Origin of the sequence: Thioalkalivibrio sp. ALJ1 (genome assembly GCF_000745395.1) — a bacterium.
Taxonomy (GTDB): Bacteria; Pseudomonadota; Gammaproteobacteria; order Ectothiorhodospirales; family Ectothiorhodospiraceae; genus Thioalkalivibrio.
In genome coordinates this window covers 1,800,566-1,816,461 of sequence record NZ_KN050684.1, presented here as the reverse complement: position 1 = coordinate 1,816,461, position 15,896 = coordinate 1,800,566, and the positions used below count along the sequence as shown (strand labels likewise).

At 64.5% G+C, this 15,896-nt stretch carries 15 protein-coding genes; 5 read left to right on the top strand and 10 right to left on the bottom strand.

Going from position 1 to position 15,896, the window contains the following annotated elements; genetic code table 11:
• Positions 1 to 67 precede the first annotated feature (67 nt).
• Complete coding sequence (locus tag F462_RS10930) at positions 68 to 1,309, bottom strand: HD-GYP domain-containing protein (protein ID WP_038054076.1); 1,242 nt, start codon at positions 1,307 to 1,309, stop codon at positions 68 to 70.
• A gap of 576 nt (positions 1,310 to 1,885) precedes the next feature.
• Here F462_RS10930 and F462_RS10920 point away from each other — a divergent pair.
• Positions 1,886 to 3,112: a putative bifunctional diguanylate cyclase/phosphodiesterase gene (locus F462_RS10920; RefSeq protein ID WP_038054070.1), complete on the top strand. Its 1,227-nt coding sequence runs from the start codon at positions 1,886 to 1,888 to the stop codon at positions 3,110 to 3,112.
• 128 nt (positions 3,113 to 3,240) lie between these two features.
• A complete protein-coding gene (locus F462_RS10915; RefSeq protein WP_026181523.1) occupies positions 3,241 to 4,776 on the top strand; it encodes an L-lactate permease in 1,536 nt (511 codons plus the stop codon).
• Positions 4,777 to 4,793: 17 nt separating this feature from the next.
• On the opposite strand, the gene F462_RS10910 is transcribed toward F462_RS10915, so the two are convergent.
• Positions 4,794 to 5,489, bottom strand: coding sequence for a DUF4197 domain-containing protein (locus F462_RS10910; protein WP_038054066.1), 696 nt, complete (start codon positions 5,487 to 5,489; stop codon positions 4,794 to 4,796).
• Positions 5,490 to 5,630: 141 nt separating this feature from the next.
• Between F462_RS10910 and F462_RS10905 the strand changes: the two genes are divergently transcribed.
• Positions 5,631 to 6,695, top strand: a complete 1,065-nt coding sequence (locus F462_RS10905) for an alpha/beta fold hydrolase (protein WP_038054065.1) — start codon at positions 5,631 to 5,633, stop codon at positions 6,693 to 6,695.
• Here F462_RS10905 and F462_RS10900 read toward each other — a convergent pair.
• Positions 6,692 to 7,144, bottom strand: a complete 453-nt coding sequence (locus F462_RS10900; RefSeq protein ID WP_038054062.1) for a hypothetical protein — start codon at positions 7,142 to 7,144, stop codon at positions 6,692 to 6,694. The genes F462_RS10905 and F462_RS10900 overlap by 4 nt on opposite strands.
• A 140-nt stretch (positions 7,145 to 7,284) precedes the next feature.
• Between F462_RS10900 and F462_RS10895 the strand changes: the two genes are divergently transcribed.
• Positions 7,285 to 7,716 carry an SRPBCC family protein gene (locus F462_RS10895; protein WP_038054059.1) on the top strand — a complete coding sequence of 144 codons (432 nt, stop codon included), beginning with the start codon at positions 7,285 to 7,287 and terminating at the stop codon, positions 7,714 to 7,716.
• 10 nt (positions 7,717 to 7,726) lie between these two features.
• Here the strand turns inward: F462_RS10895 and F462_RS10890 are convergent, their stop codons facing one another.
• The 5 genes from F462_RS10890 to F462_RS10870 all read right to left on the bottom strand — a co-directional run bounded on the left by F462_RS10890 (position 7,727) and on the right by F462_RS10870 (position 13,234).
• Positions 7,727 to 9,100, bottom strand: a complete 1,374-nt coding sequence (locus F462_RS10890; RefSeq protein WP_038054057.1) for a YihY/virulence factor BrkB family protein — start codon at positions 9,098 to 9,100, stop codon at positions 7,727 to 7,729.
• A gap of 39 nt (positions 9,101 to 9,139) precedes the next feature.
• On the bottom strand, positions 9,140 to 9,769 hold the full coding sequence (locus F462_RS10885) for a YdbL family probable chaperone protein (RefSeq protein WP_018140762.1): 630 nt from the start codon (positions 9,767 to 9,769) through the stop codon (positions 9,140 to 9,142).
• An 88-nt stretch (positions 9,770 to 9,857) separates the two neighbouring features.
• On the bottom strand, positions 9,858 to 11,936 hold the full coding sequence (locus tag F462_RS10880) for a hypothetical protein (RefSeq protein ID WP_038054056.1): 2,079 nt from the start codon (positions 11,934 to 11,936) through the stop codon (positions 9,858 to 9,860).
• Positions 11,936 to 12,727 (bottom strand): YdcF family protein, encoded by a 792-nt coding sequence (locus tag F462_RS10875; RefSeq protein WP_038054055.1) that lies wholly within the window; start codon positions 12,725 to 12,727, stop codon positions 11,936 to 11,938. The genes F462_RS10880 and F462_RS10875 overlap by 1 nt, the downstream gene beginning before the upstream one ends.
• A gap of 24 nt (positions 12,728 to 12,751) precedes the next feature.
• A complete protein-coding gene (locus F462_RS10870; RefSeq protein WP_018140759.1) occupies positions 12,752 to 13,234 on the bottom strand; it encodes a Crp/Fnr family transcriptional regulator in 483 nt (160 codons plus the stop codon).
• A 107-nt stretch (positions 13,235 to 13,341) separates the two neighbouring features.
• Here F462_RS10870 and F462_RS10865 point away from each other — a divergent pair, with 107 nt between their 5' ends.
• Positions 13,342 to 13,800 carry a DUF6231 family protein gene (locus F462_RS10865; protein WP_038054050.1) on the top strand — a complete coding sequence of 153 codons (459 nt, stop codon included), beginning with the start codon at positions 13,342 to 13,344 and terminating at the stop codon, positions 13,798 to 13,800.
• A 1-nt stretch (position 13,801) separates the two neighbouring features.
• Here F462_RS10865 and F462_RS10860 read toward each other — a convergent pair whose 3' ends face one another.
• Both F462_RS10860 and F462_RS10855 read right to left on the bottom strand, forming a co-directional pair.
• Positions 13,802 to 15,118: an MFS transporter gene (locus tag F462_RS10860; protein WP_038054047.1), complete on the bottom strand. Its 1,317-nt coding sequence runs from the start codon at positions 15,116 to 15,118 to the stop codon at positions 13,802 to 13,804.
• Positions 15,115 to 15,801: an ArsR/SmtB family transcription factor gene (locus tag F462_RS10855; RefSeq protein ID WP_038054043.1), complete on the bottom strand. Its 687-nt coding sequence runs from the start codon at positions 15,799 to 15,801 to the stop codon at positions 15,115 to 15,117. Before F462_RS10855 ends, F462_RS10860 begins: the two co-directional genes overlap by 4 nt.
• Positions 15,802 to 15,896 lie beyond the last annotated feature (95 nt).

Genomic DNA, 15,896 nt, shown 5'->3' with positions numbered 1-15,896 from the left:
CCTGACGCCGCACTGAATCCAAACCCAGTACGGGTTGCCCCCACCCACGGTGGTAACGCCGCTCTCCCTACCCGGCGTGGCCGGGCAAACCGGACCAGAGCTCGTCGAGGTCCGGGAATGGCCATGCGGCCGGATCCTCGCGCCCGGCGATCGCGTCCTGGTGATGAGGCGCCGAGAGATTCACGATCCTGGGAGGAATCCGGCAGCCAGAGCTGGTGGAATAAAAGATCTTCACAACCGGCTTAAGCAGCGACTCATCCGACTGGTCGACGACCACCCCAATCCGGCCCGACGCCATGCGCACCAGGGATCCCACAGGATAGATCCCCAGGCTCTTCACGAAGGCCTGGAACACCTTGGGGTCGAAGTGCCCGTCGGCCCATTCGGCCATCTTCCGGATGGACTCGCCCGGGTCCCACCCATTCTTGTAAGGGCGATTGGACGTGATCGCATCGTAGACGTCGCAGACCGCGCCCATCTTCGCAAACAGGCTGATTTCCTCGTCGGTGAGTCCCTCGGGATACCCCGAGCCATCCACCTTCTCGTGATGATGCAGGCAGACATCCAGGGTGATCGGGTGCAGGGCCTCGTCAGCCGCCTGCAGGATGCGGTACCCCTCGCCTGGATGTCGCTTCATCACGGCAAACTCCTCATCCGTCAGCTTGCCGGGCTTGTTGAGCACCTCCAGCGGCATGGCGGCCTTGCCGATGTCGTGCATCAACCCGGCCTCGCCGGCAGCCATGAGCTCCGCCTCCTCGAGCCCCAGCTCCCGCCCCAGTGAGACCATCAATGCGCACACCGCGACCGAGTGCATGTAGGTGTAGTCGTCGGCGTTCTTGAGACGGGCCAGGCTCACCAGGGCGCGGGAGTTACGGGTCACCGAATCGGTAATCTCCTCAACGACCTTGCGTGCCAACTCCGTATCCACCGCCCGGCCCATGCGTGCCTCGCCAAAGATCGAGGTCATCGCCTGCCGCGATTTGTGGCAGATCGTGGCGGCCCGCTGCAGTTCTTCCGCGGTGGAGACCGGTTCCTGGTGGCGTTCCACGGTTGCCGCGGCCTGCAACGACGCCTGGACCTGGGCCTCGCGTTCCGCCTCCATCACAGCCTCTCCCGCGCCCTCGAGGTCACGGCCCTTGGCGGTGTCGATCCACACTTCGCGGATGCTGCTATTGCGCAACGTGTCGAGGTCTTTCGGATCGTTCAGTAGAAAGTGCGTTCGCCAAAAGGGGTGCTCCATCCACGAACCACAAAGCTCCTGAATGTACATTCCGGGGGCGACACGCTCCACCTTGATCTTTTTTAGCATCCAACGCTCTGAGATTGCGACAACAGGCCCGGGCCTCGCTCCGGACCATGGATTATGGGGCCGGACCCAATACTCCACAAATCGCGGCTAACGGCGTCTAACGAGAGTCCATGATGCGGTGGCGGGGGTCACGAGGAGAAACATAAGCAGCAAGGCCATCAAGGTGGCGGGACTGGCGGGGCCGGCCTGACCGATCAGGGCATCGTCCTGCTGCTGACCGGTCTCTCGACCGTCGCCGGGGCTATCCGCTTGCGGCCCGCAGTCAACGCGTAGGGCGTACACCGCTCGGCCAGACGGCTCTTCCTCGTGCCCTGTCCATGCCCTACTCGTAGCCGGACTCCTGAAACCTAACGTCACGCGATAACTTTGCTTCGTCAGCACGCAGTTCACGGCGGGTGTATCGGCACCTCTAGTTATCCAGTCGCAGCAGCCGCAGGAACAAACGAATTCAGGTGAATGCACTACACTCGCTCCAGAGGTCACCAGACGGGATGGTCGGGCGCGCCTCAAGGGGGTCAGCTGCGGCATCGGCCCATCATGCAGCAACGGGTCATGGAGTGATCCAAAGGGGGTGTGATGCCCAGAGTCCATTCGGCTCTGCCTTCCGGCAATGGCACGCGATACTCCGACCATCTGGCGCGCAGCACCTTGCGCGCCTGGGTGGGTATGTCTTTCGTGAGCGCTAGCCTGCTGATTATTGGCGGCCTGACGCTGTCCTGGGTGATTGTCTACACCGCCGGGGGCGCGGACAGCATCGTCCCGCATCTCTACTACGTGCCCATCCTGTTTGCCGCCGCGCGTTTCGGCGCGGGTGCCGCCCTCGCGGTGGCCCTGGTCGCCGGCGTACTGGCCGGGCCACTCACCCCTGTGGATGTCAGCGCTGGGATCGCCCAGGAAACCGAGCGCTGGTTAACCCGCACGGGTTTCTTCGTGGGCATCGGCCAGCTGATGGCCTGGCTGGTAATCCCGGCCCTGCACCCAGTCACCGAAGAACTGCGGCGGATGCGTCAGGAGCTCGATATCCGACGCGGGCTGCGGCATAACGAGTTCTTCCTGCGTTACCAGCCCATCTACTCGCTTGAGCAGGAGCGTTATGTGGGTGCCGAGGCTTTGATCCGCTGGCAGCACCCGATCCGGGGCGAGCTCGCGCCCGCAGACTTCCTGGAGGTAGCGGAGGATTCTGCGCTCATCCACGACATCAGTGATCTGGCCCTGAACGAGGGTTGTCTCCAGGCAACCGCGTGGAAGGCATTGGCTGCCGAACATGGGCGCCCGCCCTGGCACGTGGCAATCAACCTCTCGGCCCGGGATTTGTTGCGTCCGGAAATGGCTGCGCACGTCGCCAGTGCAGTGGAACGCCATCACCTGCCACCCGATCTGCTACACCTCGAGCTGACTGAAACGGTGCTCGCACTGGACGATTCCACCGATGCCCTGAACCAACTCAAGTCCCTGGGCGTACAGCTCGCTATAGACGACTTTGGCACTGGCTATTCATCGCTGGCCTACCTCAATCGCTTCCCCATTGACATCCTCAAGATCGATCGCCACCTGATCTCCGGGCTCGGCCTGGCTGCATCCGCTCGTGACCTCTCGCGCGGTATTGTCCTGCTCGCTGAATCGCTGGGGCTTCGCACCATCGCCGAGGGGGTGGAGACCGGCGAACAACTGTCGATCAGCCGAGAGCTGCAGTTTGACTGTATACAGGGCTACTACTTCGCCCGCCCCCTCCTGGCCGACGAGATCCCGTACCTCCTGCTCTCCGATCAACCGCACAAGGGCCGCCTTCATTCAGTCCAGTAATTCCCTCTTGGGAGACAAGATTTCGATGCATACGCCCACCCCGCGCTGAAGCGAATGATGGTCAGGTACAACCGACTAACGGCCGGGCGCGGTAGCATTAGGGGCACTTGTTAGCGGAAATCCCAATGATGCTGTTCTGGCTCACGCTGGTGCCCTTCGTCGTGTTGTTCGCACTACTGGTGCCTCTGCGCCGGCCCGCGTACGAAGCAGCACCCGTGGCATACCTGGCCACGCTGGTGCTGGCCGTGGCCATCTGGGAAGTCGGCGGGATGGTCATCGTGACCAGTCTGCTGGATGCATCCGTGGTGTTCGTCGAAGTCCTGCTCATCATCGTCTTCGCACTCCTGGTGCTGAACGTGATGATCGTGACCGGGCACATGAACGCCATCCAGCAGGTGATCGCCAGCGTATCCCGCGATCATCGCGTCCTGGCGATGCTGCTGGGCTGGGGTCTGGTGGGATTCGTCGAGGGTATCGCCGGCTTTGGCACGCCGGCGGTTCTGGCCGCCCCGTTGCTGGTGTATTTCGGCATGAAACCGCTCAAGGCTGTCGCGATCGCGCTGATCGGGAACAGCACGGCGGTGCCCTTTGGCGCCGCGGGCACCCCGGTCATCATCGGGTTTGCCGGCCTCGGGCTGGAGGAGGCGACGCTTGAGGAAGCCGTGCGCCAGACGGCCATGATCCACGCAGTCCTCGCGATCTTCATCACCATCTTCATCACCTGGGTCGCCACACTGGGCGAGGCCAAGGGACGCTTCCGCGAGTTCCTGCCGTTCGCCACCCTGTCCGCACTCGCTTTTGGCATCCCGTATCTGCTGGTCGCATGGCTGATCGGACCGGAGCTACCCTCGATTATCGGCGGCGTGGTGGCCATGGCCGTGATCGCGTTGGCGGCCCACCGCGGGCTGTTTCTTCCCAGCCACCAGCCTCGGGCGGAGTCCGTGGAACAGGCGCCGATCGGGCGCGTACTGCTGGCATTCGTACCGTTTGTCGTGATGGCTCTGGCCCTCAGCGCTTCGCGCACCATCATGCCGCTGCGCGAGGCCCTGCAATCGGTGCGCTGGTCACCGGGTGACACCCTCGGGATCGAACTGGGCCAGAGCCTGTCGCCGCTGTACACACCGTATTTCTACTTCGCCCTGGCCCTGATCACGGCGCTGATCCTGTTTCGGGTGAGTCGAGCCTCGCTAGGGGAGGCCGTCGTAGCCACCTGGAGCAAGCTGCGCGTCGCGGCCATCGTACTGGCGTTCATTATCGCCCTAACCCAATTGCTCCTGGTCTCCGGTCAAAATGCCGCGGGCCTGCCCTCCATGCCGCAGGTACTGGGACAGGGCCTGGCCGAACTGCTGGGTGGGACGTTTGTGCTGCTCAGCGCCTTCCTGGGGGCACTGGGCTCGTTCATGACCGGGAGTGCCACGGTCTCCAACCTCCTGTTCGCGCAGCTCCAGGTGGATACGGCGGATGCCCTGGCGATCACCCTGCCCTCGGTGCTGGCCCTGCAGCTGATTGGCGCCGGAGTAGGCAACATGATTTCGCTGCACAACATCGCCATGGCCGCCGCCGCGGCAGGGCTGCAGGCGCGCGAAGGCCAGGTCATACGCGAGACCATCATCCCAGTGATCGTCGTGTGCCTGGGCGCCGGATTGCTGGCGCTGGTCTGGTAAGCGACTCGGCCGAACCGCTACTGGCCGAAATAGTCGCGCAGGAGCTGCGTGGTGCGGGCAGCGGGGTCCTCGCGGATGCGGCGTTCCTCGTCGGCCAGGATGGTGAACAACCCGTCCAGGGCGTGATCGGTCACATAGCGATCCAGATCCACGTCCAGGCTGGACAGACCGGGGATACGGCCCGCGGCGTCACGCAACGGTTGATACACGCGATAGACATCGGCCCGTTCCATCTGCTCGCGCACAATGGGCATGTAGCGCTCGCGCAGGGTCGATTCCGACGCGCCCCGCAGATACTGTGTGGCGGCATCCTCTTCGCCGCGCAACACGCCTTGTACATCCTCCGGGCGCATCTGCCGTATGGCACTGACGAACACCGGAACCGCCTCCTGCGCGGCAGCCTCCGCCGCCCGGTTCATACGCCGTTGCAGATCGTCGACCTCGCTGGCAAAGCCCACCCGGCGCAACGTATCGCCCGCCTGTTGCAGCTCCTGCGGTAGTCCGATCCGAATCAATTCATTGCCCCAGTACCCGTCCTCGCGTCCGGTCCGGTCGACCGTGCGCTCGGTCCCCACGCGCAGCGCCTCGCGGATGGCATCCTCGGCGCGGTCGCCCCCGCCGTTCCCAAGGCCAAGGTCACGCACGTCCAGGCCGGCGCAGGCCGTCAACAGAAAGGGTAGAAGTAGAAACGGGACAAACTTCGATAGGCGCATGCCAGAACTCCTTTGAGGCCAACGCCGTCATCATACACAGCGCACTACCCAACCCCGGAAAGAAACGCCAGCGCATCAACCGCTACCGGTCCATCGCACCGCTTGCTGTACACGCCCAATTGCCCGATCGTGTGGAACGAAATGAAGCCGAAGAACACACATCCATCCCGGCGCCGCCGACGCCTGACCGCCTTCCTGGTATTGCTAGGCGCCCCCCTGCTGGTCCTGGCCATCTGGGTGGGCTGGGCCGAGCAGAACCCGGAACAGGAGCGTGAGCTGCGCGTCGAGGTACAGGACCGCCTGCAGCAGTGGTTCCCTGAGGCGATGGAGTTGCCCGACGAATTGGTCGGCTTCGTGCCCCGCTCCGAGACCTTCACCGCCGACCAACCGCCGGACGTGCTGATGCTGCACGGGCTCGACGAGCCGGGCGATATCTGGGACGCCCTCTCCGAAGCGCTGGACGACACCGGAACCAACGCCTGGGAGTTCCGCTATCCCAACGACCAGGCCATCGACCACAGCACCGACCTCCTGGCCCAGCATTGGGACCAACTCGAGGGTGACGACCCGCTGATCCTGATTGGCCACAGTATGGGGGGGCTGGTGATCCGTGATTTCGTAACGCGTTACCTCCACCCTTCGGCAGCACCGCCGCAGATCGGGGGCCGCCCGGTAGCCGGCGTCATCCTGGTCGCAACCCCCAATCATGGCTCCGAGTGGGCCCGCCTGCGCGTCTGGCTGGAGGTTCGCGAGTGGCTGGCCGACATCCAGGAACAGCGCTTCTCGCTATTTGCGGGCCTGCGCGACGGCACCGGCGCGGCCAAGATCGACCTGCGTCCGGACAGCGCCTTCCTCGCCGATCTGAATGCGCGCCCATGGCCGGAGGGCATACCCATACGCATCATTGGCGGCATACTCCCCGAACCCACCCCAGCGATGCGTGAGAGCCTGGCCGCCCTGGACGACCAAATCGATCTCGAGGCCGTGGCCGGCCACATCAGCGAATGGTGGGAACAGACCGACGAAGAACTGGGAGACGGCGTGGTGCCGGTGGAGTCGCTTACCCTGCAGAGTCACCCCGAACCGCTCATCCTGGAGGCCTCGCACCGCGGACTTCTGGTCCCCGGCCCGCTGACCGACGAACCGCCGGCGATCGACCCCGTGCTGGAGATCGTCGACAAATGGCGCGAGCAGCGAATCAACTAATCTCCGAACAGCCGCTGCCACCAGCGACGGCGGCTTCCGGTGGGCGGCATCGCCGCCTCCAGGTCCACCGGCCGCACCCGCGAGATCACCCAGCCCGGCAGCACACGAAGCCCCGAGGAACCGCAACTCGATCCAAGGTTATTGGGATCAAAGATCTTTATGAATGCCGGGTTCTCGCGGTCATCGACGTAGACAATCCCGCAATACTCCTCGTCGTGGTCCCGACGCAGCAGCGCATCCATCTCGTCGATAAAACGCAAAAAGCGTTCCGCGGGTGCCGGTTCCCGGGGCACCTCTTCACCAACGGCATAGACATACCAGGCACCGTCCGCCCGCTCGCGCAGTTGTGCCCACAACCGATCCAGTTGCTCCCAGTGGAGGATACCGGTCGAACCCGCCTCGAAACGCTGAAGAAAGTCGGGGTCGGGCAAGGGTTGCGCAAGGGACATGCTAGGAATCCGGGGCCAGGGCAGAGAGGGTCATCCTAGGCTGCCGTCCACGAGCCTACAAGCATCCAGCACTTGCATGGAACCCCGCACGCACGGGATGCTCTTAGACGATAGAACCTGGCCGCAAAGACGATCCACTCATGCGAACCATCAACCACGCTACATCCCTGCGCGCCGAGCCGCAGCGGGTCTTCGATCTTCTCAGCCATGTGCCGAACTTCGTGGAGTTGTGCGACCACGTCGAGCACATTGAGGATCTGGGGGACGATTGTTACCGCTGGACCATCCGGGCGGCCGGGATGCGCCTGGATTTCGACGTCGAGGTCTGCAGCGCGATCGCCCCGGAACACTTCGCCTGGCGCTCCATTCGAGGGATTCACAATCGCGGCAGCTACCGGCTGCAGCCAGAAGGCGATGGACACACGCGGGTAGAGTTCGAACTGGAATACAAACTGAACCCGCTGCTCGACGCAGCGGTGCGCCGCGCAGCCCAGTCACTAGTAGATCGGGTATCGGGCCAGCTAATGGCGCGCGCTCAACAACGTCTCGATGCCGAGGCGGCGCGTTCCTGATCGACGCGATTCAGGCGCCGTCGGTCGCAACCGCTGGGCGGGTCTGGTGGCTGCTGGCGAGCAGATCGCGAAGAGTACGGCCGTCCAGGCGCTCCTGCCGCGCCACATCGACTTCCTTCAACGTCGTCTCCACCGCCGGGCTACCGCGTAGCCTCCGGATCGCGTGATCATCCGTGTCCTCGCGCAGGGCCGCGAGGATCTCCTCCACGCGGATGGCATCCAGATCACGCGCCGGCACCAGATGCTGCCCCTCCGCGCCTGCCTTGAGCAGGAGCCCGGCATCCTCCAGACGCCGCGCTGCATCACTCAGCGCATTGCCCGGCACCGCCAGGGCCACCGCGACCTCATCCAGCGTCGGCGCGGGTTTGCCATCATGGAAAAGCTGCCCCACCTGCTGCATCAGATGCAGCCCCATACGCTCGCGGGCCGCACCGGACAGGTGCAACCGCAGGCCGCGTACATTCATGTACTCGGGGTGCTGGACGAAGAAGGCCACGTTCGCGCCGATCAGCAGGATCAACCAGGCCAGGTAGATCCAGATCAGCAGCATGATCATGATGGCGAAGCTGGAGTAGATCGCCGCATAGCGGGTGGAGCCCGCCACCATATTGGCAAACACCCAACCCACGCTCTGCCACAGCAACCCGGCCACCACCGCGCCAACCAGCGCCGGGAGAATCTTCACGCGCGTGTTCGGAACGAACACATAGATAAAGGCGAAGGCGGCGATGATCAGCAAATACGGCACCAGCCGCGAGATCTCGGTAATCAGCATGCCAAAGGGCTCGACCCCGGCAATCGCCTGCATCGCCGCCGACGACATCACCGTGGCAGTGACCCCCAACGCCGAGACCACCAGCACAGGCCCGATCAGGATCACCGACAGATAGTTCGAGAAGCGCTGCGCCAGGCTGCGGCTGTTTTCCACCCGCCAGATGGTGTTGAACGCCAGCTCGATCTTCTGCACCAGCGCGATCACCGTATAGACCAGGAACAGCAAGCCCACAAAGCCGAGTACGCCCACTCGCATGTTGTCGACGAAATCGAGCACGTTGTGCGCAATCTCGACGCCTTGCTCGCCCAGCGGCTCCAGCACGCCAAGCAGGAACGGCTCGACCGCGTTGTGCGCCCCAAAGGCCTTGAGTACCGAGAACGACAGCGCCAGCAACGGCACCATCGATAACAGCGTGGTGTAGACCAGGCTCATCGCGCGCAGGGTCAACTGGCCTTCGCCGACTTCCCGCGCCAGGGCAAACAGGCCCCGCACCATCCCGAGAGGGACCGCCTTCCAGCGCGGGAGCACGGACAAGTCGGTGTCGTGGATCAGCTCAAGGATCCGCCGACGGCGTGCATCCAGTCGTTCGGCCCAGGCTACACCGGCCACGCAACCCCCTTGCGATGATGATCGTGCGTCACGACCCGGCTACTTCTGCTGCCACTGACCGTTGCGATCCTGATACCAGTAACCCGACGGGGCCTCCTCCACCCAGACGCGGGCGAAGGTCTCGCGAATCTGACGCTCCCAGTCCGGGCGGTCATTGGCCCGGGCAATCTCGCGGTACAGGGAATCGCGGTCCGAGTTCTCCTCGCTCACCAGGCGCTGCACTGTGCTGCGATCCCGCAACGGGATCTCGGAGAGATCGCGGATCACCACGTCACCGTTGTTACCGAAACCGATTGCGCCACTGCGCAAGTGCGGCGACAGTTGCGGGGCCCGTTCCCGGATCGAGGCGCGGATGCGATTGATCGCGGGCGTCTCGATCTGCAGGTTCGGGCTTTGTGCCGCCGCCGGGCTCACCAATCGCTCCAGCACCCAAGCCACTACCGGGGTCCCATTCGCTGCCGCCGCCTGACGAACCTCCGGCGCATCCAGGCGCGCACCCGGCTCGGACTCCGGCGTGGACTCGGCGTCCGGCACCTGCAGTGCATCACGCACGATGGCACGAGCCGCCTCCTCCGCCGCAGCGGTGGGGAAGTAAATATTGATGGTCACGCAGCCCGCGAGCAGCGCGAACATCAGGGCCAACCCCGGAACACTCCACAAAGCCTTCATGCCTGTCATTCCTTGTTCGGGCGGGTAATTCCCGCATGTGTCCAATCTACACCATCAACCTGAACCACAACCAAATGCCGAGGCGGGATCATTGCACCGTGGGGCCCTCTCCGGCCTGGATGGTCGCCAGACGATTGATCAGCTCCGGCCAGTCCACCCGCCGGTTGTAACCAATCACCTGAATCTGTGGCAGCCCACCACCCTGCACCAGCACAAACCCACCGTCGGGCCGGTCCGCGACCCCGGAGGCCGTACATACCTCTCCGCGCAGCTCGCAGCGAAAACCCAACCGGCGATAGCTGAAGTTCTCGAAAAAGCGCAGGAAGATGGAGGAAGCCGCCGCCTGGATCCCACCGCCCAACTCGGTGATGTTCTCCACCGCGCGTTGGCTAATGCGCCGGCGGCCCGGATGATCCATCGGCGTCATCAGCTCCAGATCCATGTGAACCGGGGACCAGTCGATCATGACCAAGTCGTTCACATGTCCTGACAACCGTCCCTGAACGCGTCCTATATCGAACGCCCGCGTGACCAGCTCCAGATCTAGCCGCTCGATCTGGGTCGATAACCCAAGCTCCGGGGCATACCCGAACAGATCGTGGATATAGACATCGCGCAAGATGACCTCGCCATCGAACACCTGGACCAGCAAGCGACCATCGACGTTCAGATCCCCATCCTCCAGGCGCACGCGCGGGATCATCCCGGCGATCTGCCCCGAGAATCGAGGCCAGCCCAGGACCTCGGTCAACGGCTCCAGACTGATGGCGCGAATCCCGCCCTGGAACTGCACATCCGGTCCGGTCTCAGTCTGCTGCACATTGAAAGCCCCGATCCGCAAGCCACCATCCAGGATCGGGATCTCGGTCGGCTCCAGAAGCTCCAGGCCCTGTGGGCGCGCTCGTACCTGGGCAACGAAACCCTCGAACGGCAATCCGTACAGATGGGCACCTTCCAGCGCAATCCGGCCCGGCTGACCCGGCACGCTATCCGACCAATCCAGGTCGCCGGACGCGCCGTGGATACCAAAACGCCCACGCCGATCCTCGGCTTCCAGAGAGGACCATTGAGCCCGGGCATTGCGCGGCGCGGACGCCTGCAGCTCTAACCCGACGTTCATGCGCCCCTTCGTCTCCAAATCACCCAGGGGCGTGCCCACCAGCCAGGGAGACAACAGCGCATCGTAAACCACCTCCAACGCCCGGACCTCTGCGTCGAATACGCCATCCAGCCCCCGCTCCGGCGCGAACTCCAGGGCCCGACCGCGCACCGCAAGCGCCTCGCCATAGTCCAACGCCAGCGTGTCGGCACGCCCCTCCTGGGTAGCCGCATCGGCTACCAGGCCACGCGCCGCGAGCACCAACGGGCCATCGGTTTCGACATCCACAAACCATGGATCGACGAAGACCACCCCCGCCGTCAACGAAGCGTCCACATCCCAGCCCCGGGCATCCCCCACGAGCTGGAGACGGCCGTCCAGCTCCTCGCCAGCCTGCAAGCCAAGGGCATCACTAAAGGCGAGGTCGCGTATCACCAGGGTCGCCTGAGAGCGCCTTCCTTCGCGCCAGTCCAGTGTCAGATCCGCGAGGCCCTGTCCTAAGTCGACCGGGAGCTCCAGTGGTAACCGCGGCGAAGCGGCGAGCGCTGCCAGGTCGAACTCCCGCAGGTCGGCGCGCACCTCCCAGCCTCGTGCTGGATCGAGATGCGCACGCACTTCGCCCCGCGCCCCAAACCAGCCAGGCCATGAGCCCACCAAGGTAAGCTCACCGCTCTCTCGCCCCCAGCGCAGGCTCACCAAGGCGCCGCGCAGGTCCAGATCCCCGGCATCGCCCCACAGTCGCGCGGCATCGCAACGTATCTGTGCCCGACTGACCCGCAGATCGGGACACTCCACACGCACCCGCTTCAACACCCCGACGGGCTCGGGCAAGGTGAACTGCTCGGCCCTGACCTCCAGCGACAACCCCGCCTGCGACCACCGAACTCGCGAACTCAGACCACGGGCATCAAGACCATCACGCAACAGCGATTCGATCTTCAAGTCCAGTTGAATGCCCTCCTCCGGGGAAGGCTCGGAATCCGCCGCAACACTCAGGCTCGTCCATCCGCAAAGCAGCAGACCGACCGCCGCAACACGCCACACCGGTGGACGGCGCCATCGCTGCATCAGGCGGAGCCGCTCCGCCCTGGCAAGCGGTCACGCAGGGGCCGCGCCAGCCGGGCGAGCCATTCGCGCAGGGCAAATTGGGAGGTCTCCAGTGCCTCCCAACGCGGCAGAAAGTCCGTGATCTGGCGCGGATCCCCGGTCGGACCACGAAAGCCCGCGGGGGCCGGGTCGGCCGCCATGCCAGCGCGTTCGAAGCAGGCCAGAGCCCTCGGCATGTGAAGTGCCTGGGTCACTACCAGGACTCGTTGCACGTCGCTGTTTTGTAGGCGCTGGCGGGTATGTGTGGCGTTCTCGCAGGTATTGCGTGAGGTGTTCTCCAGCCAGCGCACCGGCACCCCAAGATCACCCTGTAATGCCGCCGCCATCAGCTCCGCCTCCGACCGCCGACCGGGCAGGGCACCAGGACTACCACCCGAGACCAGGATTGGCAGCCCGGTGTCCCGGTGCAGCCGCGCGGCGTGGCGCACACGTTCGTGGGTCTGGGGATTCAGCGCATCACGGCCGCCATCCTCGCCACGCCCGGGCAGGCGCCCGCCCCCCAAAACCACGATGGCATCCGCCCGCCCTACGGCCAGGACCTGATCGCGCAGGTCGCGTTCGATGCTGTGAGCCAGCGGCTGAGCGACAATATTGAGACTGGGCAGAACGAGGGCCAGCAACCCAACCGCCAGCAACGGCCGGCCACCGCGCCAGTCCGCCCGCCAAAAGGCGATGCCAACCAGGGTCAGCACCATGCCGAGCCCCGGTGGCAGGAGCAGGTGTTCGGCGACCGTCTGCAGGCTGGCGAACACGCGGGTCTCGGCTCCCGGCCGCCGTTACTTCTTGCCCGGCGAGTAGAGGTAGTGGGCGTAGGTGGCCACGTCCTCGGAGACCCGACGGATCAGGTGATCCAGACTGATGATTGCGAACTCCAGCAGGTTCACCGCGATGTAGGGCTGCTCGACACGCAGGCGATCGTACATCGAGCGCGACAGGCGCAGCAGGCGCGTATTGTCGCTAAGGGCGCGCATACGGACCCCGCGCGGCACCCGGTCAAAGAAGGACATGGACCCGGCCAGCTCGCCGGTCTGCATGCGGCCGACCTCGATCTCCTGGCTCCCGTCATCGTGGTATAGCGCGGCGGTCCCACTGACCACGAAGAACAGCGACTCTCCGACCTCGCCAATATCGGCGATCACCTGCTTGTGGTGGGTCTCCAGCACCTCCAGGTATTCGAGCAGAACCTCGACCTCGGCCGGCGTCAGCGACGCGGAGATCGGGTGTTTGGAGAGGAATTCGGTCAGCAGTTCCTTGGACATGGAGAGGCTTCCTTCTGACGGGTCCGCAGTAGAAGTGAGAGTCCTTTAGAGTATAACGAACGCGGCCCCGGGACGGGGCCGACGCCGAATACCGGGGGAGGTATCACTTGATCGACATCGACGTCCTGCGCCGCCACCTGCCGCAGCGCCTGCGCGACGGGCGCGCCGTCCTGCTGGTCACCGCCCCAGAGACCGCGGGCAGCCCGCCGGACGTGGAGCAGGAGACGGTGGCGGCATTTCTCGACCGGCCACCCGAACAGCGTATACCGCTGGTGCTGCTTCCGGACACACTCAGCGAACTGGACGTCACCACGGGACAACAACTGCTGGGAGGCCTGCGCGACCGCTGGGCCGACGAGGTGCTAATCCTGCACCGGCTGGACGATCCACGCTGGGACCTGAACGATTTCCTTGCGCTCGGATTCCGGCGTGATCCCGAGGCGGAGGCCGCCGCGCCGGATCACGCCGTCTATCGCACCAGCCTGTACGACTACAAGCTCACCCCGGACTGGCTGAACGCCCGCTTTTGGGCCAACCCGGAGATGTGGGACCGCGCGCGCTGGTGATTCAGTCCTCCGGATTCAGGCGCGGATGCGTCTCCTCGCCCCACCACCAGACCAGGGCGCCGGAGAGGAACATCGCGATCACCACGAACCAGAAGCCCCAGATCACGGAGCCGCCCAGGTGGGCGACGATGCCCAGCCCCAGCGCACCTACGCCATAGCCAAGATCACGCCAGAACCGATAGGTCCCGATCGCCGAGCCGCGCCAGTTCGGATGGGCGATATCCGCCACCGCCGCACTCAGGTTGGGATACAGCAGCGCCATCCCGAAGCCGGTCATCGCCGCGGCAAATGACCACCACAGCACGCCCTCGCCAAGCAATGTGAGCGCCACCCCACCACCGCAGATCCACATGCCCCAGACAATCGGCTGCAGGCGCCCGATGTGGTCAGACAGCCGACCCGTGACGAACTGCGATCCGCCCCAGACGAAGCCGTAGATGCCCACCACCCAGCCGATCGCCGCCAGGCTGAGGCCCTGCTGGTAAAGGAATACCGGGTAGAACACCCAGACCAGGGCATCCACGAACTTCTCCACCAGCCCCGCCTGGCTGAACGCCGCCAGGCGTCGGTCGCGCCAGGACATCAGGGTGAACACCTCCCAGGTGGTCGGTGTGTCGGAAATATTCTTTGGGTAACGAGCGACTGGACCGGTGGACTGCCCCGCAGCATGCCGAGCGCCCTCGGCTTTGGCCCAATCGAGGGTCTCGCGTACGAAGACCGCGGTCATCACGATGGCCAGGGCAATCACCACCAGACCGAAGATCAAGAGACCCATGCGCGGGCCAAGGGCGGCGGCCATGTAACCGGTCACGATCCCGGCCACGGCGACCCCGACATAGCCGGAGAACTCGTTCATGCCCATCGTGAAGCCGCGCTCGTCCGCGCGGGTGATATCCATCTTGGACGTCTGCGTCATCGACCAGGCCAGCCCCTGATTAACGCCCAGCAGCACCGTAGCCGCGATAATCCAGCTCCAGGACGGCGCATAGAGGATCATGAACGGGATCGGGATGGCGGCAATCCAGCCCAGCATCAGAACCGTCTTGCGTCCGAACCGTTCGGACAGGCGCCCGGCCACGAAATTGAGCACCCCCTTCACCACCCCGAAGGCAACCACGAACGCCGTCAGCAGCATGAACGAGCCCTCGGCCACGCCGAACTCGCTCTCCGCCAGCGCCGGCACCACCGTGCGCATCATCCCGATGGTCAGGCCCACGAAGAAGACCTGGATCAGCTGCTGACCAAACTGACCGAGGTTATCCCGAATGCCGTGCGTCAGATGGGCGTAGGCCTCAGTGGCCTTGTGATCGTCGGTCATTCCGTGGCCTCCTTTTGATCCGACTCCATCTCCAATGGCAAGCCTTGATAACGCCATTCGGCAATGCCGTCGTCGAATCGACTGGCGTGGATGCCGTGCTCACCCAGAATCTCCACCGCCTCCCGGGCCATCAGGCAGTAGGGTCCACGGCAATACGCCACCACGGGTCGGTCCTTCGGCAACTCTCCGAGGCGAGTACGCAGTTCATTGACCGGTATCGAGCGCGCATAGGGCAGATGCCCATTCGCATATTCCATGCCCGGGCGCACATCCAGCACGATCAAATCCCCTCGCCGCGCCTGATCCAGCAACTCGGCTCCGGCCATCGGGGCCAGCTCTCCTGGGCCCTCGGCCATCTTCCGGGTAGCGGCCTGTAGTTCAAGCAGCCGCTCCTCGGCAAGCGTGCGCAGCAGCACCCAGAAATCGGCCACATGCTGTTCCACCAGGCGATAGAACATCCGGCGACCCTCACGCCGGACCTCGACCAGACGGGCCTGGCGCAGCTGTTTCAAGTGGGCACTGGTCAGCTTCACGCTCATCTCGGCGTCGGCCGCCAATTGCTCAACACTCTTTTCGCCCTGCACCAGCACCTCGATCAATTCGAGGCGCTTGGGGCTCGCTGCGGCCCGAGCAATGCGCGCGACCTGGTCATACAGCAAATCTTTCAGTTCACGACCCGACATGATTAGTAATTCTAATATTCGTTTGAATACACGATAGAGGGAAGATCAGAGATCAGCAAGGGTGCGCGACGTGGCGGCGCAAAGCCCCTTCGAGG